This window comes from Paracoccus aminovorans (assembly GCF_001546115.1).
Lineage (GTDB): Bacteria > Pseudomonadota > Alphaproteobacteria > Rhodobacterales > Rhodobacteraceae > Paracoccus > Paracoccus aminovorans_B.
The window spans coordinates 1,152,158-1,175,895 of record NZ_KQ955209.1 but is presented as its reverse complement, the minus strand read 5'-3'; the positions used below and the strand labels follow the sequence as shown (position 1 = coordinate 1,175,895).

Sequence of the window (23,738 nt, the reverse complement as noted above, 5' to 3'; positions counted from 1 at the left end):
CGCAAACGCGCGGCTCTGCAATGGGGTTCAGGCGAAAAGCTCGTGACAGAAGCCCAAACCGTCGACCAGCGCATCGACCTCGGCCCGGGTGTTGTACATGGCAAAGCTCGCCCGCGCCGTGGCCGTGACGCCGAAGAAGTCCAGAAGCGGCATGGCGCAATGCGTCCCGGCCCTGACGGCGATGCCGCGCTTGTCGAGGATGGTCGAGATGTCATGCGCATGCGCGCCCTGCATGGTCAGCGAAAAGATCGCGCCCTTGTCCGGCGCATCGCCCTGCATGGCCAGCCAGTTCAGGCTGCGCAGCCGCTCGCGGGCATAGTCGCGCAAGCCGCGTTCATGCGCGGCGATGTTCTCCATCCCGAGGCTCATCAGATATTCCAGCGCCGCGCCCAGGCCGATCTGGTTGACGATGCCGGGGGTGCCGGCCTCGAAGCGCAGGGGCGGGTCGGCATAGTCGACGGCGTCGCGGGTCACGATGCGGATCATGTCGCCGCCGCCCATGAAAGGCCGCATCTCGGCCTGGCGCTCGCGGCGGATCCAGATCGCGCCCGAGCCCGAGGGGCCATAGAGCTTGTGCCCGGTGATGCAGTAGAAATCGACGCCGAGCGCGCCCAGGTCCACCGGCATATGCACCGCGGCCTGGCTGCCGTCGGCCAGCACCGGCACCGAGGTTCCGCGCGCGATGGCGCCGACATCGACCACGGTGCCGGTCACGTTCGACATATGGGTGACGGCGATCAGCTTGGTGCGCGGGCCGATGGCGGCCAGCACCTTCTCGGCCGGCAGGCTGCCGTCGGGCTCGGGTTCGACCCATTTCAGCTGCACGCCCTGGCGCTCGCGCAGGAAATGCCAGGGCACGATATTGGCGTGATGCTCCAGCACCGACAGCAGGATCTCGTCGCCGGCCTGAAGCCGCGGCGCGGCCCAGCCATAGGAGACCAGGTTGATGCCCTCGGTCGCGCCCGAGGTGAAGATCACCTCGTTCTCATGCGGCGCGTGCAGGAAGCGGGCGATGATGCTGCGCACCCGTTCGTAATTCTCGGTCGCGAGGTTCGAAAGATAATGCAAGCCGCGGTGGACGTTGGCATATTCGCCCTCATAGGCGCGGGTGATGGCGTCGATCACCTGGCGCGGCTTCTGCGCGCTGGCGCCATTGTCCAGATAGACCAGCGGGCGACCGTTCACCTGCGTGGACAGGATCGGGAAATCGGCCCGGACCGTGTCGATGTCGAAGCTCATGGAGTCACCTCGGGGACGATGCCGAAGGCCGCCGCGAAAAGCGACAGCACGAAGCCCAGGACGAACAGGCTGCCGACCAGGCCCACCACCACCTTGGCGGTGCTGGTGAAGCCGTGCAGCGCCTTGGTCATGGTCACGGCAAGATAGAGGAACAGCCCGAAGGCCAGGATCGAAAGCAGCGCCGCCGTGGCCGGGAACAGCAGCGTCATTACCAGTTGCACCGCCTGCAGCCCGACCAGCAACAGCTCGACCCAGGCCACGACCAGCAGCGCATCGGCGAAATCGCCCTGGCCGCCGAACCAGCGGCCGACCTGTGCCATCATCAGCGCCGAGCCGACCATGGCGCCGAACTGCACTCCGGCCAGCGTCAGCGGATGCGACAGCAGGCGCGACAGCGCATTGTCGAACTCGACCGGGAACAGCATGAGCGACAGGCAGGCGAGCAGCGTGGACAGCGTCACCGCCAGCAGAAGCAGCGTCCAGCGCGCCGACATCGGCAGCGCCAGCCGGCGCAGAACCTGCAGCGCCGCCTCGGGCCTGCGCAGGGTCAGCACCACCAGATCGCCAAGATCGCCCGAAGTCATCCGTTCCCCGCCAATGCGCGCAGTCCCGCGCCCCATATCACCAGAAAGCCCAGGCCCGCCAGACCCCGGGTCAGGCTCAGCGCCGCGCCGGGGCCGACCAGCCCCTCGGTCAGGCCGGCCAGCAGCATGGCCGGCGCCACCGCGAGCAGCGCCCAGAACAGCGCCAGCCGGGAATTGCCGGGCGCGACCGGCCGCCCCGCCAGACGCGACAGCGCCGAGACCAGCGCCGCCACGGCATAGGCCAGCAGCGGCATCATGAACATCACCGCCAGCAGCGCGCCCCCCATGCGCGCATCGAACGGCACCGAGGGGTCGAGCTGCGCCGCCCGCTGATGCCCGGGGGCCTGAGCGATCAGGAACACCAGCATCGCCGCCATCAAAACGGCGATCAGGCCGCGCTCGGGCAGGCCGCGCAGGCCGGCGACGACCCGGCCGGGTGCCCACCAGCTTTGCACGATCCTGGGGACGATCCCGGCCTGTGCCACCTTGGCCGTCAGCCCTTGGCGCGGGTGGTCAGCCATTCGTCCAGCCGGACCAGGATGGCGTCGCGCAGCTCGTCATTCTCGATCTCGGCCAGCGCATCGGCCAGGAAGGACAGGACCAGCAGCACGATGGCCTGTTCCCTGGGCACGCCGCGCGAGCGCAGGTAGAACATCGCCGTCTCGTCCAGCGCGCCGGTGGTCGAGCCATGCGAGCACTTCACGTCGTCGGCATAGATTTCCAGCTCGGGCTTGGCGAGGAACTGGCTGCCCTCGTCCAGCAGAAGCCCCTGGCTGATCTGGTAGCCGTCGGTCTTCTGCGCGCCGGGCTTGACCAGGATCTTGCCCTGAAAAATGCCATGCGCGCCGTTCTTCAGCACCTTCTTGAACACCTGGCGGCTTTCGCAGCGCTCGGCGGCATGGGTGATGAAGACGGTGTCGTCGTGGTGGAAGGCACCCTCGTCGCCATCGCCCAGAACGGCGGCGGCGATATGGGCCACGGCATCGTCGCCGGCGATCTCGATCACGCCCTCGTTGCGCATCATCCGGCCGTTGACCGACAGCGCGAAGGACTTGAACAGCGCGCCCTCGCCCACGCGGGCGAAGATGTGGCCGATGCCCAGCTTGGCGTCATCGGCACGCTTGCTGGAGATGTGGTGGAAGCGCGCGCCCGCGGCCAGATCCACCTCGAGCATCGTGTTCGAGCGGGCGCCGATGCCGCCGGTTTCCAGCAGCGTCAGCTCGGCGCCGGGTTCGAGCTTGACGACATGGTGCAGCACCACGTCCGCCGCCGCGTCCTGGCGGCGGTAAAGCACATGCAGCGGGCGCGAGACCGGGCCGGTGACACGGATCAACAGCCCGTCGCGGGCGGCGAGCGTGTTCAGCACCGCGAAGGGCCGCTTGACCGGGACCTGGCCGGCGGCCTCCAGCGTGCCGTAAAGCCCGACCGCCCAATGGTCGGCACCCCTGTCGGCAGCGGCGAGGCTTTCGATCTGCAAGCCCTCGGCCGACAGATCGTCCGAGGCGGCGGCATCGAAGACGCCGTCGACGAAAACCAGCGTCAGCCGGTCGATGTCGCTGAACAGCGAGGCATCGCGCGCCGGCACCGACAGCGGTTCGGGGCGCGGGGCGTTGAAGGGCGCGGGGTCGGTATAGCGCCAGTATTCGTCGCGGGCGCCGGGCAGGCCCATGGAAGCGAGCCGCTCGGCCGCATCCCGGCGCGCGGCTGCGGTGAACCCGCCCTGCGGCAAGTCCAGCGCCTCAAGCCGGGCCGACAGCGCCGAGGCGCCGGGCCGTGCCTTGCCCTCGACCGCCGGGGTCTGGGCCGACAGAACAGCCGTGTCCGCCATCAGCCGACCTCCGCCAGCAGGTCGCCATAGCCGTTCCGCTCGACCTCCAGCGCCAGCTCGGGGCCGCCGGTCTTGACGATGCGGCCGGCCGACATGATGTGGACCACGTCCGGTTTGATATGGTCCAGCAGGCGCTGGTAATGGGTGATGACCAGGAAGCTGCGCTCGGGCGAGCGCAGCGCGTTCACGCCATCGGCAACCAGCCGCATGGCGTCCACGTCCAGGCCCGAATCGGTCTCGTCCAGGATGCACATGCGCGGCTCCAGCATGGCCATCTGCAGGATCTCGTTGCGCTTCTTCTCGCCGCCCGAGAAGCCGACGTTCACCGGGCGCTTCAGCATCTCGCCGTCGATCTTCAGCGTCTTGGCCTTTTCGCGCACCAGCTTCAGGAACTCGGCCGAGCTGAGCTCTTCCTCGCCGCGCGCCTTGCGCTGCGCATTCAGCGCCGTGCGCAGGAAGGTCAGGTTGCCGACGCCGGGGATCTCGACCGGATACTGGAAGGCCAGGAACAGGCCAGCGCTCGCGCGCTCCTCGGGCTCCATGTCCAAGAGGTCGTGGCCGTCCAGGCTCGCCTCGCCCTCGGTCACCTGATAGCCGTCGCGGCCCGACAGCACATAGGACAGGGTCGACTTGCCCGAACCGTTCGGGCCCATGATCGCATGGACCTCGCCCGCCGGCACGGTCAGGTCGACGCCGTTCAGGATCTGCTTGTCCTCGTCTTCAAGTTTGACGTGCAGGTTCTTGATTTCCAGCATTTTTATTCCCTCAAACGGTCGTGGCGGCGCGCGCGGCGGGCGCCCTTGTGTTCATGTCGCGGCGGCGGCCGGTCATCCGACCGAGCCTTCGAGGCTGATCGCCACCAGCGATTGCGCCTCCATGGCGAATTCCATCGGCAGGGCCTGCAAGACCTCGCGGCAGAACCCGTTCACCACCAGCGCCACGGCGGCCTCCTCGTCGATGCCGCGGGCGCGGCAATAGAACAGCTGGTCGTCGTCCACCTTCGAAGTCGTCGCCTCGTGCTCCACCCGGGACGAGGTATTCTTCACCTCGATATAGGGGACGGTATGGGCGCCGCATTGATCGCCGATCAGCAGGCTGTCGCATTGCGTGTAGTTGCGGCTGTTGGTGGCGCGCGGGTGCATCGACACCAGGCCGCGATAGGTGTTCTGCGCCTTGCCGGCGGAAATCCCTTTGGAAACAATGCGCGAGCGGGTGTTCTTGCCAAGATGGATCATCTTGGTGCCGGTATCCGCCTGCTGCATGTTGTTGGCGATGGCGATCGAATAAAACTCGCCCTGGCTTTCCTCGCCGCGCAGGATGCAGGAGGGGTATTTCCAGGTGATCGCGCTGCCGGTTTCCACCTGCGTCCACATCACCTTGGCGCGGGCCTCGCGGCAATCGGCGCGCTTGGTGACGAAGTTGTAGATGCCGCCCTTGCCTTCCTCGTCGCCGGGGAACCAGTTCTGCACGGTGGAATATTTCACCTCGGCATCCTCGAGGATGACGATTTCCACAACCGCCGCGTGCAGCTGCGCCACGTCGCGCTTGGGCGCGGTGCAGCCTTCCAGATAGCTGACATAGGCGCCCTTGTCGGCGATGATCAGCGTGCGCTCGAACTGGCCGGTATTTTCGGCATTGATGCGGAAATAGGTCGAAAGCTCCATCGGGCAGCGCGTGCCCGGCGGCACATAGACGAAGCTGCCGTCCGAGAAGACCGCCGAGTTCAGCGTGGCGAAGAAATTGTCCGATTGCGGCACGACCGAGCCGAGGTATTTCTTCACCAGTTCGGGATGCTCGCGGATCGCCTCGCTGATCGAGCAGAAGATGACGCCGGCCTTGGCCAGTTCGTCCTTGAAGGTGGTGCCGACGCTGACGCTGTCGAAGACCGCATCGACCGCGACCTTGCGCCCTTCGGCCGGCGCGCCCTCGGCGCCCTCGATCCCGGCCAGGATCATCTGTTCCTTCAGCGGGATGCCCAGCTTTTCATAGGTCGCCAGCAGCTTCGGATCGACCTCGTCCAGCGACTTCGGCTTTACCGCCATGCTTTTCGGCCGGGCATAGTAATACTGGTCCTGGTAGTCGATTACCGGATAGTTCAGCATCGCCCATTTCGGCTCGACCATGGTCTGCCAGCGGCGGAAGGCGGCCAGGCGCCATTCCAGCATCCACTCCGGCTCGGCGTTCTTTTCCGAGATCAGCCGGACGATGTCCTCGTTGATGCCCTTGGGGGCATAGTCCATCTCGATCTCGGTATCCCAGCCGTATTTGTAAGACCCCATGTTCTGGACGGTCTCGACGGTCTCGCGGTCTACGCCCTCGCGGACTTCGATGGCCTCGCCGGTCTCAACAGACATCTCACACCCTTCCCGCGGTTTCCCGCTGATCATTCCTTTGCCGCCAGCGGTCGCGCGCCGCCAGCCAGGCATCCGCGAAACGCTGAACGTCCCGAGGGTCCGTCGTCGGACCGATCGAGACGCGGATCGCATCGCCCGCCCATTCCGGCGCGATCCCCATGGCCGTCAGGACGGAGCTTGGCCGGACCTTGCCCGAGGAACAGGCCGAGCCTGCCGAAACGGCAAATCCGGCGAGGTCCATCTGCATCACCTGCGTCTCTCCGCGCCATCCCGGCGTCAGGATCGACAATGTATTCGGCAGGCGGCGGGATTCGCGCCCCGGAAATGTAACCATTTCTGTCCGGGATTCCAGAGCACCCATCAGTGAATCGCGGATTTCACCCATTTTTTCACCGATTCCTTGATCCAGATCATTCTGCGCCGCCTTTGCGGCCGCGGCAAAGCCCAGAATGCCGATCAGGTTCTCGGTCCCGGCGCGGCGACCCTGCTCTTGCCCGCCGCCCTTGATGCGCGCCTCGATGTCGGTGCCGCGCCGGACGACCAGGGCGCCGATGCCGCGCGGACCGCCCAGCTTGTGGGCCGAGACGAAGCCCGCCTGCACGCCCAGCCAGTTGAAGGCAAAGGGAACTTTCCCGAAGGCCTGGGTCATGTCGCTGACCGCCAGCCCCTCGGGCAGGTCCTGGATCACCCCGGTCTCGGCATTGGCGAGTTGCAGCGTCGCGCCGGCCGGGTTGGGCACCGCCACGGTGCCCGCCGCATCGACCTGCAGGACGTCGCGGCACCAGGCCAGCACGGCGGCATGCTCGACCCCGGCGCAGGCCAGGTCGCGCCCGCCCAGGATCAGCGCCGCGCTTTCCGTCGCGCCCGAGGTGAAGATGACATCCGCGCCTTCGGCCCCCAGCGCCGTGGCGATCTCCTCGCGCGCGCGCTCCAGCGCCGATTTCGCCGCCCGCCCCTCGGCATGGACCGAGGACGGGTTGCCGACGATCTCGCTCGCCTCCAGCATCGCCGCGCGCGCCTCGGGGCGCAGCGGCGCGGTGGCGTTCCAGTCCAGATAAACCCTGTTCATGCCCGATCCCCCGGCAAGGTGTCGCCCGCATGGTTCAGGGCATCGGCCAGCCGCGCCGCCAGCCGGCGCGCCACCTCGTCCTTGCCAAGCCGCGGCCAGCTTTCCGTCCCGGCGGCCGAGATCAGCGTCACCGCATTCTCGGCCCCGCCCATGATGCCGGTCGAGGGGCTCACGTCATTCGCCACGATCCAGTCGCAACCCTTGCGCATCAGCTTGGCGGTGGCATTGGCCAGCACATCGTCGGTCTCGGCCGCAAAGCCCACGACCAGTTCGGGCCGGCCCTGCCGCAACTGGCTGATCCAGGCCAGAATATCCGGGTTCTCCGCGAATTGCAGCTCGGGCAGCTGGCCCGAGCCGTCCTTCTTGATCTTGCCGTTGCGGGCATTGGCGACATGCCAGTCGGCCACGGCGGCGGCCATCACGGCGGCATCGGCGGGCAGCGCATCCTCGACCGCGTCGCGCATCTGGCGCGCGGTCTCGACGGCGATCACCTCGACGCCCTCCGGCGGCGGCACCTCGGCCGGGCCGGTGACGAAGCTGACCCGCGCGCCCAGGTCGCGCAGCGCGGCCGCGATGGCCGTGCCCTGTGCGCCGCTGGACCGGTTGGCGATATAGCGCACCGGGTCGATCGGCTCATGCGTCGGGCCCGAGGTCACGATGACATGCCGCCCGGTCAGCACCCGCTGCGGCAGCGACACCACCGCTTCGGGCGGCAGGCGCAGCGGCTTGTCGTGGCCAAGCGCGCTGCGGATCGCCGAAAGAATCGCCTCGGGCTCGGCCATGCGGCCGGGGCCGTATTCGCCGCAGGCCATGTCGCCCTCGTCCGGGCCGACGAAGCGGATGCCGTCGTTCTCCAGCGTGTCGAGGTTGCGCTGCGTCGCCGGATGCTGCCACATGCGCACGTTCATCGCCGGCGCCACCAGCACCGGCTTGTCGGTCGCCAGGAGCAAGGTCGAGGCAAGGTCGCCCGCCAGCCCCGCCGCCATCTTCGCCAGCAGGTCCGCCGTGGCCGGCGCCACCACGACCAGATCGGCGGCGCGCGACAGCTGGATATGGCCCATCTCGGATTCGCGGGTCAGGTCGAAAAGCGCGGTATGGCACGGCGATTCCGCCAGCGACGACAGCGTCAGCGGCGTCACGAACTCGGCCCCCGCTGCGGTCAGCACCGGCACCACCGCGCCGCCCTCGCGCCGGATCATGCGGATCAGCTCGGGGATCTTGAAGGCGGCGATTCCTCCGCCGACGATCAGCAATATGCGGCTGCCCTGCATGGTCGCTTCCTTTGCCGTGACGCTTGGCAAGGACATAGGCCGAAGCGGGGGCCGGAACAAGCGAGCCGCGCCCGTTAACCAATCTTTAAGCCTTGCTGGGTTAATCCGGGCCGGGGTGACGTGGGGACGACGATGGTGGCGATTGCCTATACCGTGGCCTTCGACGGGGTCGAGGCGCGGCTGGTCGAGGTGCAATGTTCGGTCTCAGCCGGGCTGCCGGGCTTCGGCATCGTCGGCCTGCCCGACAAGTCGGTCAGCGAGGCGCGCGAGCGAGTCAAGGCCGCCTTCGGCGCGCTGTCGATCGCCATGCCGTCGCGACGGGTGACGGTGAACCTGTCGCCGGCCGACCTGCCGAAAGAGGGCTCGCATTTCGACCTGCCCATTGCGCTCGCGGTGCTGGCCGCGCTGGAGGTGGTTCCGGCCGAGGCGCTGGAGCGCGTGGTCTCGCTGGGCGAGCTGGCGCTGGACGGCCGGCTTTCGCCGGTGACGGGCGCCCTGCCCGCCGCCATGGCCGCGGCCGAGGATGGCCGGGCGCTGATCGTGCCGCGCGCCTGCGGCCCCGAGGCGGCCTGGGTCGCCGCCGTCCCCGTGCTTGCGCCGCGCACGCTGCGCGAGGCGGTGGACCACCTGACCGACCGCGCACCCCTGCCCCGCGCCCAGCCGGGCGAACTGGCCGAGACCGCGCGCGCCGCCGATCTGTCCGAGGTCATAGGCCAGGAACGCGCGCGCCGCGCCATCGAGATCGCCGCCGCCGGCCGCCACCACCTGCTGATGGTCGGCCCCCCCGGCGCCAGCAAGTCGATGCTGGCGACGCGGCTGCCCGGCATCCTGCCGCCGCTGACCCCGCAAGAGGCGCTGGAGACCTCGGTCATCCATTCCGTCGCCGGCCAGCTGGCCGAGGGCGGCATCTCGCGCAGTGCGCCCTTCTGCCAGCCGCATCACACCGCCTCGATGGCGGCCATGGTCGGCGGCGGGCGCGGCGCCCGGCCCGGCCAGGCCAGCATCGCCCATAACGGCGTGCTGTTCCTCGACGAACTGCCGGAATTCGAGCGCCGAGTCATCGACGCCCTGCGCGAGCCGATCGAAACCGGCGAGATCCATGTCTCGCGCGCCAATGCCCATATCCGCTATCCGGCGCGCTTCCTGCTGGTCGCCGCCGCGAACCCCTGCCGCTGCGGCGAGATCGCCGATGCCGGCCAGACCTGCAGCAAGGCGCCGCGCTGCGGGGCGGATTACCTGGGGCGGATCTCGGGGCCGATGATGGACCGCTTCGACCTGCGCTCGAGGTGCCGCAGGTTTCGATTGCCGACCTGGGCCTGCCCGCGACCGGCGAAAGCTCGGCCACGGTCGCCGAGCGGGTGACGGCGGCCCGCGGCATCCAGGCCCGGCGCTTTGCCGACCACCCGCGGGCGCGGGTCAATGCCGACGCCTCGGGCCGGCTGCTCGAGGAGATCGCGCCGCTCGACAGCGAGTGCCGGTCGCTGCTCGCGCTCGCGGCCGAAAAGCTGGGGCTGACCCCGCGCGGCTACCACCGCATCCTGCGCAGCGCCCGCACCATTGCCGACCTCGACGATTCGCCGGCGATCCGCCAGCCGCACCTGGCCGAGGCGCTGTCCTATCGCCTGCCCTTCGGCCGCCCCGACTGACGAGAGTTGCGGGATGGCTGGCAGGGCGCTCCGAAGCCACCCGGTTGCCACCCGCTATGACCGCTGTCCGAAGGTCTTCTTTCCGCCATAGCCCGCGCCGCCACCGTCATGTTCTGGCTATGACACGTGAACGAGATGCCGTAACGGGGCCTGCGTCGCGACCCGCCCGTTACCGTTGCAAGATTGAGGGCAAGCTGGCGCCATTCCCGTATCGGATCTACATGGAGGACTGCGGGATGAAGCTGTTTGTCGGGCTGGATGTGTCGCTGGAGAAGACCGCGATCTGCGTGATCAGCGAGCATGGGAAGATCGTGAAGGAGGCGCAGGTGGCCAGCGAGCCCAAAGCGCTGTCGTGCTGGATCTGCGACCAGGACGGCGCAATTGCCGCCGTCGGGCTTGAGGCTGGCCCCTTGTCGCAGTGGCTGCATCGCGGGTTGTCAGATGCGGGACTACCTGTCGTTCTAATGGAAACCAGACAGGTAAAAGGCGCCCTGAAGGCCATGCCGATCAAGACGGACCGGCGGGATGCAGAGGGTATTGCACGTCTGATTCATCTTGGTTGGTTCCGACCCGTTCATTGCAAATCGGTGTCTGCACAGGAGGTTAGAGCGGTGCTCAGCGCTCGTAAGGCTGTGCAACAAGGGTTTATCACGCTGGAAATGTCACTGCGCGGGCTGCTGCGGAACTTCGGGCTCAAGGTTGGCACCATATCCCGCGGCAGGTTCGAACAGCGTATCCGCGAACTGGCGGCGGGCAACCCGATGCTGGAAGCGGCAACCGAACCCATGCTTCGCGCGCGCGCGGCGCTGCGGCGAGAGCTGGCGGGTCTTGAACGCAATGTCCGTCAACTCTCCCAGGAAGATCCGGTCTGTCGTCGGCTGATGTCGATGCCCGGGATCGGCGCCGTCGTGGCGTTGACCTATCGATCCGCTGTCGATGATCCCGCCCGCTTCACATCCTCGAAGAAGGTCGGACCATGGGTCGGCCTGACGCCGTCTCGCAACCAGTCGGGCGAGCGCGACATCTCGGGCGGGATCACCAAGGCAGGCGACGTCAACCTTCGACGCGCGCTGTGCCAGGCCGCAACCGTCATGATGCATCGTGGACGGGCGAGCTGGCTGCGAACCTGGGCGGCAAAACTTGCGCGCCGTCGGGGTGCCAAGCGCGCGATGGTTGCGCTGGCCCGCCGCATCGCCGTGATCCTGCACCGGATGTGGAAGGATGACACCGACTTCCGTTTTGACATTCCCGTGCTTCATGCCGGCTGAAGACACAGATTCCAGACTGCTGCCCGCCTGATCGCGGGCCTTCGAGGTCCCCACGGGACGCGGTTCCGGTGATGCCGTGCTCAGGACTGATGCCGATCGTATCGAGCACGCCAATGAGATGGGCACATCGGAATTGCATTGAACCAGCATCATGTTGGCAGCCACAGCGCTGACCACGGACCGAAGCATGCACCCGGGTCGATCTCAGGCGAAGGCTGCCGAACAGGGAAGCAGATCACTTTCTCAAAGAACAAGACCGCGCGCTCCGGCGGCACATCCCGTATGCGCAAAACCGCTTGACTGGGACGACCCCGTTACCGAAGTCCTGACACTAGCGATGGGCCTGGGCTTGCGGGCGGGGTTGCTTCAAACCACCGCTTGGATATCCGCGCTAAAGCGATGCACGATGCTCGGGTTACGAAAACGGCATCCGAATCATTCCGGCCGTCAGCCTTGAGGCGCTTGCCCACGGGCAGCCAGCCTGCGCTCGATGGCTTCCCAGATCAGCGCGGCGGCATTGATGCCGTCGAACCGCTCCAGTTCCTGGATGCCAGTGGGCGAGGTCACGTTGATTTCGGTCAGCCAGCCGTCGATGACGTCGATGCCCGTGAAGAGTAACCCCTTTTCGCGCAGGACCGGGCCGATGACCGCGCAGATCTCGTGTTCGCGTGCGGTCAGGCCGATCTTCTCCGGACTGCCGCCGACATGCATGTTCGAGCGGACCTCGCCGGCGGCAGGCACCCGGTTGATGGCACCGACCGGATCGCCGTCGACAAGGATGATGCGCTTGTCGCCCTTGACCACGGCGGGCAGATATTTCTGCGCGATGATCGGCTCGCGGCTGCTCGCGAGAAAGGTCTCGACCAGAGAGGACAGGTTTGGATCGTCCGGCCGCATGTGGAAGATGCCGACGCCGCCATTGCCGTAAAGCGGCTTCAGGATGAAATCGCCATGCCGCCGCCGGAAATCGCGGATCTGCGCCAGGTCGCGGGTAATCAGGGTCGGCGGCGTCAGTTCGGGGAAATCCAGAACCAGCAGCTTCTCGGGGCTGTTGCGGACCCAGAACGGGTCGTTCACCACGAAGGTGTCCGGATGCACGCGGTCCAGCAGATGGGTCGTGGTGATGTAGCCCATGTCGAAAGGCGGATCCTGACGCAGCCAGACGACGTCGAAATCGCCCAGGTCGACATCCGCCCAGTCGCCGAAATCGACGTGATTGCCCTGTTCGCGGCGCAGGGTGACCGGCCTGCCCCGGGCGACGATGCGACCTTCGACATAGCTCAGCCGGTCGGCAGTATACTGGAACAGCCGATGGCCGCGCGCCTCGGCCTCGAGCCCCAGCCGGAAGGTGCTATCCCCATCGATCGAGACATGCTCGATCGGGTCCATCTGCAGGGCCACGTAAAGACTCATGCGATCATCTCCCGCCTGTTCCAGCGGAGTTCTGGCCCGGCTATCGGGCCATTGCAAGCGTGCCGTCAGTTGCCGCCGAAGGCATTCTCGTGAATCTCCACCCGCCCGAACTGGTCGACCAGCGCGGCATCGAATCGCATCGGGGTCAGCAGGCCGGTCGACAGGCGGCCGCAGAATTCCATCGCGGCGTTGCAGATACGCATGATCTGCCGGCGTCCGATCCGCTCGGCCGCCCAATGGTGAAAGCTGGCCTTCTTGACCTCGACAAAGACATATTCGCCGTCCTTGCACAGGATCAGGTCGATCTCGCCGCCCTGGCCGCGCCAGCGTTCGGCGATGAGATCATAGCCGCGCATGCCGTATTCCCGCGCGACGGAGTCCTCGGCCATCCGGCCGCCCGAGCAGGCCACCGTGCCGCGCCAGGCCCGGGCATCCAGGGCCACCGCCGGCGTGAAATCCCTTTCATGCTTCATTCCCGTTCCTTCCTCATCTGCACGGCCAGCGCATAGACATCGCGGCGCGGCAGGCCGAATCTCGTGGCGATCTCGGTCGCGGCGGCCTTGACCGGCATGTCTTCGGGCAGGTCGGCCAGCGCATCGCGCAGATTAGCTTCGCTGGGCGCGAGAGGCTGCGGATGGCCGAACAGCACGACGATTTCGCCGCGCAAGCCTTCCTCCGGTATCCGTTCCGCCAGTTCCGCCGCCGTCCCGCGCATCACCTCTTCGAATTTCTTGGTCAGTTCCCTGCAGATCACTGTAGCCCGATTCGCCTCAGCATCGCAGACATTCTCCAACAATTGCTTAACGCGCCTGGGGCTTTCGAAGGCGATGACCGTGGCCTCGACCGCGCGCCAGCTTTCGATCCATTTGCGCCGTGCCCCGGCCGCCGCCGGCGGAAAGCCGACGAAAAGGAAACGGTCGCTGGGCAGGCCCGAGACCGAGAGCGCCGCCAGCGCCGCCGAGGGGCCGGGCAGCGCCCGCACCGCATGACCGGCCTCGGCCGCGTCGCGTGCCAGCCGGTAGCCCGGATCGGCAACCAGCGGCGTGCCCGCGTCCGAGGCATAGGCCACCGACTTCCCCTGCTCCAGCGCCGCCAGCACCGCCGGGCGGGCCCGGTCGGCGTTATGGTCGTGATAGGCGATCAGGCGCCGGCCGCGCAGCGCGATGCCATGGATGTCCATCAGGTGGCGCAGGTTGCGGGTGTCCTCGGCCGCCAGCACGTCGGCGGTGTTCAGCACGTCGAGCGCCCGCAGCGTGATGTCGCGCGCCGCGCCGATCGGCGTCGCCACCAGATAGAGCCCGGCTTCGGGCGCACTGGCCGAAATCGAGAGCGAGACCGCCCGCGCGCCCGTCCCGGTTGTGCTGGCGCCATTCTCCATCGCGGATCCTTTCTGTCTGCCCACAAACGGGCCGCCCGCATGGGGCAAGTTGCCTTGTCCGGAATATGCCAATAACCTGCCCCCATCAAACCCCCAGCCTCGATCCAACAGGGAATCACGCCATGACCGTCCTGAAAACGATCCGCGGCGCCTTCGATCTGCGCCGCCCGGCCGCGCGTATCGCAGCCGTGCTTGCCGCCATGACGCTTGCCGCCTGCGAGCCGGTCGGGACGGGGGCCTCGGGTCCGCAGACCGGCCAGGCCATCGACCCGTCGCAGCCGGTGCCGGTGGCGCTGCTGGTGCCGGGCGGCAATGCCGACCTGGACTGGCTGGCGCGCTCGCTGACGAATTCCGCCAGGATGGCTGCGGCCGATGCGCGCGGTGCCACCATCGACCTGCGCGTCTACAATGCCGGCTCCGAGCCGGGCGCCGCCGTCGCTTCGGCCAACCAGGCGGTCAGCGAAGGCGCCAAGATCATCCTGGGCCCGCTGTTCGCCGACAGCGCCAATGCGGTCGGCAATGCCATGGCGCCCCGGGGCGTCAACGTGCTGTCCTTCTCGAATAACACCGACATCGCCGGCGGCAATGTCTTCGTGCTGGGCAATACCTTCGACAATGTCGCCGACCGGCTGGTGAAATACGGCGTCCGGAATGGCAAGCGCCGCATCCTGATGGTGGCCGAGGACGACGCGGCGGGCCAGGTCGGCGCCCGCGCCATCGAGCGTGCCATCCAGCGCAATGGCGCGAGCCTTGCCGGCAGCGCGGTGCATCCGGTGTCGAAACAGGGCATCGACGGCATCATCCCGAATGTCACCGCGGCGGCGCTGTCGGGCAATGTCGACGCGGTCTTCCTGACCGCCAACCAGGGCGCGGTGCTGCCCTATCTGACCGACAGGCTGGCCGATGCGGGCGTCACCTCGGCCTCGGTGCAGATGATGGGGCTGACGCGCTGGGACCAGCCCTCGGCCCGGTTGCAGCTGCGCGGGGTGCAGGGCGGCTGGTTCGCTATTCCCGACACGACGATGAAGGCGCAGTTCGACCAGCGCTATCGCGCCGCCCATGGCGAGACGCCGCACGAGCTGGGCTCGCTGGGCTATGACGGGGTCGCGGCCATCGCCGCCCTGGTCCGCGCCGGCAAGCGCAATGCGCTGACCACCGCCGGGCTGACCCAGAACTCGGGCTTCGCCGGGATTCAGGGCGCCTTCCGCCTGCGCCGCGACGGCACCAACGAACGCGCGTTGGCCGTGGCCACGGTGCGCGGCAACCAGCTGGTGGTGCTGGACCCGGCCCCGCGCAGCTTTGGCGGCTTCGGGTTCTGATCTTGAGCGCAGGCAAGACCGAGACCCTGCCGCAAAGCGCCCCGGCCCTGCCCGGGGCGCATTCCCTCTTCGCGCCCGAGTCCTTCCTGCCGGCGCTGACTGCCGCCCTGCAAGGCGCGGGCGACCCGCGCGAGATCCGCGCCCGCGCCGTCGCCCTGCTGACCCAGGCCCGCACCGCCGCCATGGCCGACATCGCCGCAGGCTTCATGTCCCACCCGCGCGCCGCGCGCGAGACGGTGCGCGCCATCGCCAGCCTGACCGATGCGACCGTCATCGCCATCCACCACGTCGCCACCACCATCCTGCACCCGCTGGCCGATCCGACCGATGCCGAGCGGCTGTCGGTGCTGGCCATCGGCGGCTACGGCCGCGCCGAGATGGCGCCGCAATCCGACGTCGACCTGCTGTTTCTGACCCCCTGGAAGATCTCGGGCTGGGTCGAGAGCGTGGTCGAATCCATGCTCTACATGCTGTGGGACCTGAAGCTGAAGGTCGGGCAATCCACCCGCTCGGTCGACGATTGCATCCGGCTTGGCGCCGGCGACATGACGATCCGCACCAGCCTTCTGGAGCACCGGCTGATCTGCGGACATGCCGCCACCGCCGAGACGCTGCGCGACCGGCTGTGGAGCGAGCTCTTCGACAAGAGCGTGCCGCAATTCATCGAGGCCAAGCTCGCCGAGCGCGCCGAGCGCCACCGCCGCCAGGGCGGCCAGCGCTATGTGCTGGAACCGAACGTCAAGGAGGGCAAGGGCGGGTTGCGCGACCTGCAGACCCTCTACTGGATCGCGAAATACATCCACCGCGTCGACCGCGCCGTCGAGCTGGTCGACCTGGGCTTCTTCACCAAGGAAGAGCACCTGACCTTCTGGCAGGCCGAGGATTTCCTGTGGGCGGTGCGCTGCCACCTGCACCTGATCGCCGGCCGGCCGCAGGACCAGCTGACCTTCGACATGCAGGTCGAGGTGGCAATGCGCATGGGCTATCGCGACCTCGGCGGCCGGCGCGCGGTCGAGATCTTCATGCAGGACTATTTCCTGCACGCGACCAAGGTGGGCGAGCTGACGCGCGTCTTCCTGGTCGCGCTCGAGGCGCGCCACCTCTACCGCGCGCCGATCATGAACCTGCTGTTCCAGCGCCGCCGCCGCATCCGGCCCGGGTTCCGGCTGGACCGCGGCCGGCTGAACTTCGTCGATGAAAAGCAGTTCCTGTCCGACCCGCTGAACATCCTGCGCCTGTTCGAGGAGGCCCTGCGCACCGGCATCCTGATCCACCCCGACGCCATGCGCGCGGTGGCGGCGAACCTCGATCTGATCGACGACCGCATGCGCTCGGACCCCGAGGCGGTGCGGATCTTCCTGGACCTGCTGCTGAAGCACGGCAACCCGGAACGCTCGCTGCGGCGGATGAACGAGCTTGGCGTTCTGGCCGCCTTCATTCCGGAATTCGCCCCGGTCGTCGCGATGATGCAGTTCAACGTCTATCACCATTACACGGTCGACGAGCACCTGATCCAATGCGTCGCGGCCTTGGCCGCCATCGAGCGCGGCGACGATGTCGAGGATCTGCCCATGGTCAGCAAGATCATGAAGGGCAAGGTCAACCGCCGGGTGATCTACCTGGCCGTGCTGCTGCACGACATCGGCAAGGGCCGGAGCGAGGATCACTCGATCCTGGGCGCGCGGCTGGCGCGGCGGATCTGCACCCGCTTCGGCCTGCCGGTGGATGAGATCGAGACCATCGAATGGCTGATCCGCAACCACCTGCTGATGTCGGACGTGGCGCAAAAGCGCGACATCGCCGATCCGCGCACGCTGCGCGACTTTGCCAAGGCGGTGAAGACGGTCAAGCGGCTGGACATGCTGCTGGTGCTGACGGTCTGCGACATTCGCGGCGTCGGGCCCGGCACCTGGAACAACTGGAAGGCCATGCTGCTGCGCAAGCTGCACCGCGAGACGGCGCTGGCGCTGCAGAACGGCCTCGAGGAGCTGAACCGCGACAAGCGCACCGGCGAGGCGAAACGCTCGCTGCGCCACCTGCTGGCCGCGAAGTCCTGGGAGCCGAAGGCGATCAAGGCCGAGCTGGCGCGCCATTACGACGCCTATTGGCCCGGCCTGCCGACCGAGACGCAATCGGTCTTTGCCCATCTGCTGGCGGGCGTCGGCGATGACGAGATCCGCATCGACCTGCACCCCGACACCGACCGCGACGCGACCCGCGCGGCCTTCGTGCTGGCCGACCATCCCGGCATCTTTTCCCGCATGGCGGGGGCCCTGGCGCTGGTCGGCGCCAATATCGTCGATGCGCGCACCTATACCACCAAGGACGGATTCGCCACCGCGGTCTTCTGGCTGCAGGACGCCGACGGCCATCCCTATGCCGCCGACCGCCTGCCGCGCCTGCGCAAGATGATCGAGCGCACGCTGAAGGGCGAGATCGTCGCGCGCGAGGCGCTGGCCGGCCGCGACAAGCCGAAAAAGCGCGAGGCGGCCTTCCGCTTCCCGACGCATATCACCTTCGACAACGAGGCCTCGGACGTCTACACGGTGATCGAGGTCGACACCCGCGACCGCCCCGGCCTGCTTTACGACCTGACCCGGACCCTGGCCGAGAACCACATCCAGATCGCCAGCGCGGTCATCGCCACCTTCGGCGCCCAGGTCGTCGACACCTTCTATGTCAAGGACATGTTCGGGCTGAAGCTGCACCAGCAGGGTCGCCGCGACACGCTGGAAAAGAAGCTGCGCCAGGCCCTCAAGGACGGGACCGAGCGCGCGGAAAAGGCCGAGCGCCCGCTTGGCGGGACGTTCTGAAGGGACAGCGATGCAACCGATAAGACTGATCCGGGGCTTCCTCTCGGTGGGGGCGTGGACGCTGGCCAGCCGCGTCGTGGGCTTTGTCCGCGACGTTATGATGGCGGCCTATCTGGGCGCCGGCCCGGTGGCCGAGGCCTATAACGTCGCCTTCCGCCTGCCCAACATGTTCCGCCGCTTCTTCGGCGAGGGCGCCTTCAACACCGCCTTCGTGCCGATGTTCGCCAAGCGCCTGGAGGGGGAAGAGGATGCCCGCGCCTTCGCCGAAGAGGCGTTCTCGGGCCTGTTCACCGTGGTGCTGGTCGTCTCGGTCATCGCACATTTCGCCATGCCCTGGCTGGTCTTTGCCATGGCGGCCGGGTTCTACGGCGACCCGCGCTTCGACCTTGCGGTGATGTATGGCCGGATCTGCTTTCCCTATATCCTGTTCATCTCGCTGACGGCGCTGCTTTCGGGGCTGCTGAACGCGGGCGGGCGCTTCGTCGCGGCGGCGGCGGCGCCGGTGCTGATGAACTTCATCCTGATCGCCGCCATGCTGCTGGCGCATCGCTATGGCTGGGACATGGGCGGTGCCATGGCCTGGTCCACGCCGGTCTCGGGCATCGCGCAATTCCTGACCGTCTGGTGGGCGGCCAAGCGCATGGGCTTTCCGCTGCGGCTGCGCCTGCCCCGGCTTTCGCCCGACATGAAGCGGCTGATCGCGGTGGCGGGACCCGCCGTGCTGGCCGGCGGCGTGGTGCAGATCAACCTGATGGTCGGACAGCAGGTCGGCTCGTTCTTCGACGGCGCGGTGGCCTGGCTGACCTATGCCGACCGGCTGTATCAGCTGCCGCTGGGCGTGGTGGGCATCGCCATCGGCATCGTGCTGCTGCCCGACATCTCGCGCCGGCTGAAGGCGGGCGACACCGGCGGCGGCCGGCACGCCTATAACCGCGCCGCCGAATTCGCGCTGTTTTTGACCGTGCCGGCGGCGGTGGCGCTGGTGGTGGCGGCCGGGCCGCTGATCGCGGTCCTGTTCGGGCGGGGCAAGTTCCTGGCCTCGGACGTCGGCCCGACGGCGCAGGCGCTGGCGATCTATGGCCTGGGCCTGCCGGCCTTCGTTCTGCAAAAGGTGCTGCAGCCGCTGTATTTCGCGCGCGAGGACACGAAGAAGCCGTTCCGCTTTGCCGTCTGGTCGATGGTGGTGAACGCGGTGCTGGCCTTGGGCCTCGCGCCGCTGATCGGCTTTTCGGCCGCCGCCTGGGGCACGACCGTCGCCGGCTGGACCATGGCGGCGCAGCTCTGGCACGGCACCCGCGCCTTTGGCGAGGCGGCCGAGCTCGACGATCGGTTGCGCCACCGCCTGCCGCGCATCGCGCTGGCCTCGGCGGTGATGGGCGTGGTGCTGTGGGGGCTGATGGCGGCGCTGGACCAGGCGCTGGTCACGCCTGGCACCCGCTACCTGGCGCTGGCCGCACTGGTCCTTGGCGGCATGGCGGCCTATGGGCTTGCAGCGGTGGCCTGCGGCGCCGTGCGCCTGTCGGACCTGCGCGCCGGCTTCCGGCGTCAGCGCTGACGGATCTGGCGGACCACCCGGGCGATTCCGCCGGGCACCAGCACGAAGGACAGGATGAAGCCGGCGGCAAAGCCCGCCACCTCGGCGATCCAGGTCAGGCTGCCGTCCTGGAACAGGATGCCGAACACCAGCTGGAAGGCCAGCAGCATGCCGATCAGCGTGAAGGCGCGCAGCCGGTTGGCGTTTTCCTGGCCGAGCCGGGTCCACAGCAGGAAAGTGAAGGCGCCGACGAAGCCATAGACCGCCGGATAGCCGCCGATCAGCGGCTGGAACCGGAACTGCGGCAGAAGGCCCGCGCAAAGCGTATAGACCAGCGCCCCGCCGATGGCCGAGCCGAAGAACAGCGCGATCACCGCCCAGGGCCGGAACTGATGCGCGATCAGGTTGCCCAGGGCCAGCGTGAAGACGATGACGAACAGCGCATGCGTCAGCGACAGATGGACGAAGGGATAGGTCAGCACGCGCCAGCTCTGGTCCAGCAGGAAGACCTTCATCTGCCACAGCCGCAGCACGAAATCGGGGATATAGGCGGTGCGCTCGACCGCGATCTGGCGCATGGCCATGCCGCCGCCCTGGCCGCCGCCCAGAAAGCCCAGCTGGCCCAGCCCGAACACCGCCTCGCAGGCGATCATCGGCAGGGCGATCATCCAGACCACGGCGGGCACGGGGTTCAGCGGCGATTCATCGTAACCGGGGCGCATCTTGCTTCCTTCCATTGCGGGCAGTTGCGCCCGAACCGGCCAAGGGGTAAGCCAGCCCCCGGGATTTTCCAAGCAGGTAGTGCCATGACCACGAGCTTCACCAAGCGCATCTTCTCCGGCATCCAGCCCTCGGGCGGGCTGACGCTGGGGAACTATCTCGGCGCGCTGAAACGCTTTGCGGACTATCAGGGCAAGGGGGCCGAGACGATCTATTGCGTCGTGGACCTGCACGCGATCACCGTCTGGCAAGACCCCGAGAAGCTCAAGCACAACACCCGCGAGGTCGCGGCGGCCTTCCTGGCCTCGGGCGTGGACCCCGAGGTTTCCATCCTGTTCAACCAGAGCCAGGTGCCGCAGCATGCCGAATTGGCGTGGCTTTTCAATACGGTGGCGCGCGTTGGCTGGATGTACCGGATGACCCAGTTCAAGGACAAGGCCGGCAAGAACAGCGAGAATTCGTCGCTGGGCCTGCTGGCCTATCCCTCGCTGATGGCGGCCGACATCCTGGCCTATCACGCCACCGCCGTGCCGGTGGGCGAGGACCAGAAGCAGCACCTGGAGCTGACCCGCGACATCGCCGCGAAGTTCAACCACGATTACGGCCAGGCGTTCTTCCCGATCACCGAGCCGCTGATCGAGGGCACCGCCACCCGGGTCATGTCCCTGCGCGACGGCAGCAAGAAGATGTCGAAATCGGATCCCTCGGACGCGACGCGCATCAACCTGACCGATGATGCCGACGCCATCGCGCAGAAGATCCGCAAGGCCCGCACCGATGCCGACCCGCTGCCCGGCACGATGGAGGGCCTCAAGGACCGGCCCGAGGCGAAGAACCTCGTCAATATCTATGCCGCGCTTTCGGGCGAGACCGGCGACGAGGTGCTGTCGCGGTTCGAGGGCCAGGGCTTTGGCGCCTTCAAGCCGGCGCTGGCCGAGGTGGCGGTCGAGGCCTTGGCGCCGATCACCCGGCGCATGACCGATTTCATGGCCGATCCGGCCGAGATCGACCGCATCCTGGGTCGCGGCGCCGGCCAGGCCCAGGCCATCGCCGAGCCCATCGTCGAGCGCACCAAGGAGATCATGGGCATGATCCGCTCGCGCTGAGCGGGTGCCCAATGTTTCAATGACTTCCGCGCAGGATCGGCTATGATTCCTCGATCCTGCCGGCAAGCCGGGCCCTCTCCAGACGGGAAAGACCATGCCTGACCAGCTTTCGCGCGCGCTCGGCGAACGCCCCTGGCTTCTGGCCGACGGCGCCACCGGGACCAATCTCTACAACATGGGGCTGGCGCCGGGACAGGCGCCGGATCTGTGGTGCGAGACCCATCCCGACAAGGTGCGCGAGCTGCACCGCCGGATGATCGCCTCGGGCGCCGACGTTATCCTGACCAACAGTTTCGGCGCCAATGCCAGCCGGCTGCGGCTGGCCGGCGCCGCCGACCGCGTGGCCACGCTGAACCGCGCCGCCGCGCGGCTGGCGCGCGAGGCCGCGGCCGAGGCACGCCGCGCGGTGGTCGTCGCCGGCTCGATGGGTCCGATCGGCGAGATCATGGCGCCGATGGGCCGGCTGACCGAGGCCGAGGCCACCGCCATGTTCACCGACCAGGCCCAGGCGCTGAAGGACGGCGGCGCCGACGTGCTGTGGATCGAGACCATCAGCGCCGCCGAGGAAATGCGCGCCGCCGCCCGCGCCGCCCAGACCGTCGGCATGCCCTGGTGCGGCATGATGAGCTTCGAGCCGGGCGGGCGCAGCATCATGGGCGTCAGCCCGCCGCAGCTTGCCGCGCTGATCGAGCGGCTGCCGCATCCGCCGCTGGCCTTCGGCGCCAATTGCGGCACCGGCCCGGCCGAATTGCTGCACGCCATCGCCGGCTTCGCGGCCTCGGGGAACGAGCGCCCGCTGATCGCCAAGCCGAATGCCGGCGTGCCGCGCTATCAGGACGGCGGGCTGGTCTATGACGCCACGCCCGAGGTGATGGCGGAATTCGCCGTGCTGGCCCGCGACCTCGGCATCCGCATCATCGGCGGCTGCTGCGGCACCACGCCGGCGCATCTGGCGGCGATGCGCGACGCGCTGGTCGGCGCGCCGCGCGGGCCGCGGCCGACGCCGGATGCGATCTCGGCCCGGATCGCGCAGGTCATGGGGCCGGGAGAATAGTCAGAACAGCGACAGCTGGTCGCCCTCCCGCGGCGGCGGGCCGAAGCGGCTGCAATCCAGCGCCTCGGCTTCGCGCGTCAGGCCCAGCCGCTTGCGGGCCAGGCGGAAGCGCTGGTGCAGAAGCTCCGCCTCGACCCCTTCGCCGCGCATGCGCGAGCCGAAGCGCGGATCGTTGTCGCGCCCGCCGCGCATGGCCTGGATGCGGGCCATGACATGCGCCGCCTTGCCCGGGTGGTGGCGTTCCAGCCAGTCGCGGAACAGCGGCGCCACCTCCAAGGGCAGGCGCACCGGGATCATGCTGGCGGCCGTCGCGCCGGCGTCCCGCGCCGCCTGCATGATCGATTCCATCTCATGCGCGGTCAGCACCGGGATCATCGGCGCCACCATCACCCGCACCGGCACGCCGGCATCGGCCAGCACCCGGATCATGCGCAGCCGGGTCGCGGGCGCCGGCGCGCGCGGCTCCATGGCCCGCGCCAGCGCGGCATCGAGCGTGGTGATCGAGACCCCGGCCATCGCCTGCCCCCGCGCCGCCATCGCCCCCAGCAGATCGGCATCGCGCATCACCGTGGCGCCGCGCGTGACCAGGCTCAGCGGGTGGTTCCAGTCATGCAGCACCTGCAGGCAGGCGCGCATGATGCCAAGGCCCGCCTCGGCCGGCTGATAGGGGTCGGTGTTGGTGCCGAAGGCGAGCGGCGCCACCTGATAGCCGGGCTTGGCGATCTGCGCCGCCAGCACCTCGGCCGCATTGGGCTTGGCGGTGATGCGGGTTTCGAAATCCAGGCCCGGCGACAGGCCGAGATAGGCGTGGCTGGGCCGGGCGAAGCAATAGATGCAGCCATGTTCGCAGCCGCGATAGGGATTGACCGAGCGGTCGAAGGGCACGTCGGGCGAGGTATTGCGGGTGATGACCGAGCGCGCCCGCTCCATCGCGATCTCGGTGCGCAGCAGGTCCTGGTCCTCGGGGATGTCCCAGCCGTCATGCTCGCGCTCGGCCCGATAGGGCTCGAACCGGCCGGCGGGGCGCGAGTCGGCACCGCGGGCGCGCAGGATCTCGTCGGGGTTGCGGGGCGGCAGGGTCATGCCCCATGCTAGAACATTCAGCGAACATTGACCAGCGCCGCGTGGCGCTGCGCCGGATT

Annotated in this window: 19 protein-coding genes and 1 pseudogene; 7 read left to right on the top strand and 13 right to left on the bottom strand. The window is 68.2% G+C overall.

What is annotated here, in order from left to right:
- Positions 1-27: 27 nt before the first annotated feature.
- From ASV56_RS17260 to coaBC, 8 genes are all read right to left on the bottom strand, one after another.
- The gene (locus tag ASV56_RS17260) at positions 28-1,239 is read right to left on the bottom strand and encodes a cysteine desulfurase (protein WP_062563192.1); all 1,212 of its coding nucleotides are present in this window, start codon (positions 1,237-1,239) and stop codon (positions 28-30) included.
- Positions 1,236-1,823: a Yip1 family protein gene (locus ASV56_RS17255; RefSeq protein ID WP_062563191.1), complete on the bottom strand. Its 588-nt coding sequence runs from the start codon at positions 1,821-1,823 to the stop codon at positions 1,236-1,238. Before ASV56_RS17255 ends, ASV56_RS17260 begins: the two co-directional genes overlap by 4 nt.
- Complete coding sequence (locus ASV56_RS17250) at positions 1,820-2,344, bottom strand: hypothetical protein (protein WP_062563372.1); 525 nt, start codon at positions 2,342-2,344, stop codon at positions 1,820-1,822. The genes ASV56_RS17255 and ASV56_RS17250 overlap by 4 nt, the downstream gene beginning before the upstream one ends.
- Positions 2,317-3,651, bottom strand: a complete 1,335-nt coding sequence (locus ASV56_RS17245; protein ID WP_082724891.1) for a SufB/SufD family protein — start codon at positions 3,649-3,651, stop codon at positions 2,317-2,319. The genes ASV56_RS17250 and ASV56_RS17245 overlap by 28 nt, the downstream gene beginning before the upstream one ends.
- On the bottom strand, positions 3,651-4,406 hold the full coding sequence (gene sufC / locus ASV56_RS17240; RefSeq protein WP_062563190.1) for a Fe-S cluster assembly ATPase SufC: 756 nt from the start codon (positions 4,404-4,406) through the stop codon (positions 3,651-3,653). The genes ASV56_RS17245 and sufC overlap by 1 nt, the downstream gene beginning before the upstream one ends.
- A gap of 72 nt (positions 4,407-4,478) precedes the next feature.
- Positions 4,479-6,005, bottom strand: coding sequence for a Fe-S cluster assembly protein SufB (gene sufB, locus ASV56_RS17235; RefSeq protein WP_062563189.1), 1,527 nt, complete (start codon positions 6,003-6,005; stop codon positions 4,479-4,481).
- 1 nt (position 6,006) lies between these two features.
- Positions 6,007-7,074, bottom strand: coding sequence for a cysteine desulfurase family protein (locus ASV56_RS17230; RefSeq protein WP_062563188.1), 1,068 nt, complete (start codon positions 7,072-7,074; stop codon positions 6,007-6,009).
- Positions 7,071-8,345: a bifunctional phosphopantothenoylcysteine decarboxylase/phosphopantothenate--cysteine ligase CoaBC gene (gene coaBC / locus ASV56_RS17225; RefSeq protein ID WP_062563187.1), complete on the bottom strand. Its 1,275-nt coding sequence runs from the start codon at positions 8,343-8,345 to the stop codon at positions 7,071-7,073. Before coaBC ends, ASV56_RS17230 begins: the two co-directional genes overlap by 4 nt.
- Before the next feature lie 132 nt (positions 8,346-8,477).
- Here coaBC and ASV56_RS17220 point away from each other — a divergent pair.
- Together ASV56_RS17220 and ASV56_RS17215 are read left to right on the top strand one after the other, a co-directional pair.
- A pseudogene (locus tag ASV56_RS17220) lies at positions 8,478-9,991 on the top strand (YifB family Mg chelatase-like AAA ATPase).
- Between the two features lie 236 nt (positions 9,992-10,227).
- Complete coding sequence (locus tag ASV56_RS17215) at positions 10,228-11,259, top strand: IS110 family RNA-guided transposase (protein WP_062560594.1); 1,032 nt, start codon at positions 10,228-10,230, stop codon at positions 11,257-11,259.
- Between the two features lie 447 nt (positions 11,260-11,706).
- On the opposite strand, the gene gshB is transcribed toward ASV56_RS17215, so the two are convergent.
- The 3 genes from gshB to rsmI all read right to left on the bottom strand — a co-directional run bounded on the left by gshB (position 11,707) and on the right by rsmI (position 14,050).
- Positions 11,707-12,672, bottom strand: coding sequence for a glutathione synthase (gshB, locus tag ASV56_RS17210; RefSeq protein WP_062563186.1), 966 nt, complete (start codon positions 12,670-12,672; stop codon positions 11,707-11,709).
- 65 nt (positions 12,673-12,737) lie between these two features.
- Positions 12,738-13,145: a YraN family protein gene (locus tag ASV56_RS17205; RefSeq protein ID WP_062563185.1), complete on the bottom strand. Its 408-nt coding sequence runs from the start codon at positions 13,143-13,145 to the stop codon at positions 12,738-12,740.
- The gene (rsmI, locus tag ASV56_RS17200) at positions 13,142-14,050 is read right to left on the bottom strand and encodes a 16S rRNA (cytidine(1402)-2'-O)-methyltransferase (protein WP_082724890.1); all 909 of its coding nucleotides are present in this window, start codon (positions 14,048-14,050) and stop codon (positions 13,142-13,144) included. The genes ASV56_RS17205 and rsmI overlap by 4 nt, the downstream gene beginning before the upstream one ends.
- A gap of 122 nt (positions 14,051-14,172) precedes the next feature.
- Between rsmI and ASV56_RS17195 the strand changes: the two genes are divergently transcribed.
- Genes ASV56_RS17195 through murJ form a run of 3 tightly spaced genes read left to right on the top strand, consistent with a single transcriptional unit; the run spans position 14,173 to position 19,737 of the window.
- Positions 14,173-15,369: a penicillin-binding protein activator gene (locus ASV56_RS17195; RefSeq protein ID WP_062563184.1), complete on the top strand. Its 1,197-nt coding sequence runs from the start codon at positions 14,173-14,175 to the stop codon at positions 15,367-15,369.
- A gap of 2 nt (positions 15,370-15,371) precedes the next feature.
- Positions 15,372-18,182 carry a [protein-PII] uridylyltransferase gene (locus tag ASV56_RS17190; RefSeq protein ID WP_062563183.1) on the top strand — a complete coding sequence of 937 codons (2,811 nt, stop codon included), beginning with the start codon at positions 15,372-15,374 and terminating at the stop codon, positions 18,180-18,182.
- Positions 18,183-18,192: 10 nt separating this feature from the next.
- The gene (murJ, locus tag ASV56_RS17185; RefSeq protein WP_062563182.1) at positions 18,193-19,737 is read left to right on the top strand and encodes a murein biosynthesis integral membrane protein MurJ; all 1,545 of its coding nucleotides are present in this window, start codon (positions 18,193-18,195) and stop codon (positions 19,735-19,737) included.
- On the opposite strand, the gene ASV56_RS17180 is transcribed toward murJ, so the two are convergent.
- The gene (locus ASV56_RS17180) at positions 19,728-20,438 is read right to left on the bottom strand and encodes a rhomboid family intramembrane serine protease (protein ID WP_062563181.1); all 711 of its coding nucleotides are present in this window, start codon (positions 20,436-20,438) and stop codon (positions 19,728-19,730) included. The two genes, murJ and ASV56_RS17180, sit on opposite strands and share 10 nt — an antisense overlap.
- An 84-nt stretch (positions 20,439-20,522) precedes the next feature.
- On the opposite strand from ASV56_RS17180, the gene trpS reads away from it, so the two are divergent.
- Together trpS and bmt are read left to right on the top strand one after the other, a co-directional pair.
- Positions 20,523-21,542 (top strand): tryptophan--tRNA ligase, encoded by a 1,020-nt coding sequence (trpS, locus tag ASV56_RS17175; RefSeq protein ID WP_062563180.1) that lies wholly within the window; start codon positions 20,523-20,525, stop codon positions 21,540-21,542.
- A 94-nt stretch (positions 21,543-21,636) separates the two neighbouring features.
- Positions 21,637-22,596 (top strand): betaine--homocysteine S-methyltransferase, encoded by a 960-nt coding sequence (bmt, locus tag ASV56_RS17170; protein WP_062563179.1) that lies wholly within the window; start codon positions 21,637-21,639, stop codon positions 22,594-22,596.
- On the opposite strand, the gene ASV56_RS17165 is transcribed toward bmt, so the two are convergent.
- The gene (locus ASV56_RS17165; protein WP_062563178.1) at positions 22,597-23,679 is read right to left on the bottom strand and encodes a PA0069 family radical SAM protein; all 1,083 of its coding nucleotides are present in this window, start codon (positions 23,677-23,679) and stop codon (positions 22,597-22,599) included.
- Between the last annotated feature and the right edge of the window lie 59 nt (positions 23,680-23,738).

What these genes read in the sequence shown, in the direction of transcription:
- ASV56_RS17260 (WP_062563192.1), bottom strand. Translation starts at nt 1,239, where the DNA reads ATGAGCTTCGACATCGACACGGTCCGGGCCGATTTCCCGATCCTGTCC.
- ASV56_RS17255 (WP_062563191.1), bottom strand. Translation starts at nt 1,823, where the DNA reads ATGACTTCGGGCGATCTTGGCGATCTGGTGGTGCTGACCCTGCGCAGG.
- ASV56_RS17250 (WP_062563372.1), bottom strand. Translation starts at nt 2,344, where the DNA reads ATGGCTGACCACCCGCGCCAAGGGCTGACGGCCAAGGTGGCACAGGCC.
- ASV56_RS17245 (WP_082724891.1), bottom strand. Translation starts at nt 3,651, where the DNA reads ATGGCGGACACGGCTGTTCTGTCGGCCCAGACCCCGGCGGTCGAGGGC.
- sufC (WP_062563190.1), bottom strand. Translation starts at nt 4,406, where the DNA reads ATGCTGGAAATCAAGAACCTGCACGTCAAACTTGAAGACGAGGACAAG.
- sufB (WP_062563189.1), bottom strand. Translation starts at nt 6,005, where the DNA reads ATGTCTGTTGAGACCGGCGAGGCCATCGAAGTCCGCGAGGGCGTAGAC.
- ASV56_RS17230 (WP_062563188.1), bottom strand. Translation starts at nt 7,074, where the DNA reads ATGAACAGGGTTTATCTGGACTGGAACGCCACCGCGCCGCTGCGCCCC.
- coaBC (WP_062563187.1), bottom strand. Translation starts at nt 8,345, where the DNA reads ATGCAGGGCAGCCGCATATTGCTGATCGTCGGCGGAGGAATCGCCGCC.
- ASV56_RS17215 (WP_062560594.1), top strand. Translation starts at nt 10,228, where the DNA reads ATGAAGCTGTTTGTCGGGCTGGATGTGTCGCTGGAGAAGACCGCGATC.
- gshB (WP_062563186.1), bottom strand. Translation starts at nt 12,672, where the DNA reads ATGAGTCTTTACGTGGCCCTGCAGATGGACCCGATCGAGCATGTCTCG.
- ASV56_RS17205 (WP_062563185.1), bottom strand. Translation starts at nt 13,145, where the DNA reads ATGAAGCATGAAAGGGATTTCACGCCGGCGGTGGCCCTGGATGCCCGG.
- rsmI (WP_082724890.1), bottom strand. Translation starts at nt 14,050, where the DNA reads ATGGAGAATGGCGCCAGCACAACCGGGACGGGCGCGCGGGCGGTCTCG.
- ASV56_RS17195 (WP_062563184.1), top strand. Translation starts at nt 14,173, where the DNA reads ATGACCGTCCTGAAAACGATCCGCGGCGCCTTCGATCTGCGCCGCCCG.
- murJ (WP_062563182.1), top strand. Translation starts at nt 18,193, where the DNA reads ATGCAACCGATAAGACTGATCCGGGGCTTCCTCTCGGTGGGGGCGTGG.
- ASV56_RS17180 (WP_062563181.1), bottom strand. Translation starts at nt 20,438, where the DNA reads ATGCGCCCCGGTTACGATGAATCGCCGCTGAACCCCGTGCCCGCCGTG.
- trpS (WP_062563180.1), top strand. Translation starts at nt 20,523, where the DNA reads ATGACCACGAGCTTCACCAAGCGCATCTTCTCCGGCATCCAGCCCTCG.
- bmt (WP_062563179.1), top strand. Translation starts at nt 21,637, where the DNA reads ATGCCTGACCAGCTTTCGCGCGCGCTCGGCGAACGCCCCTGGCTTCTG.
- ASV56_RS17165 (WP_062563178.1), bottom strand. Translation starts at nt 23,679, where the DNA reads ATGACCCTGCCGCCCCGCAACCCCGACGAGATCCTGCGCGCCCGCGGT.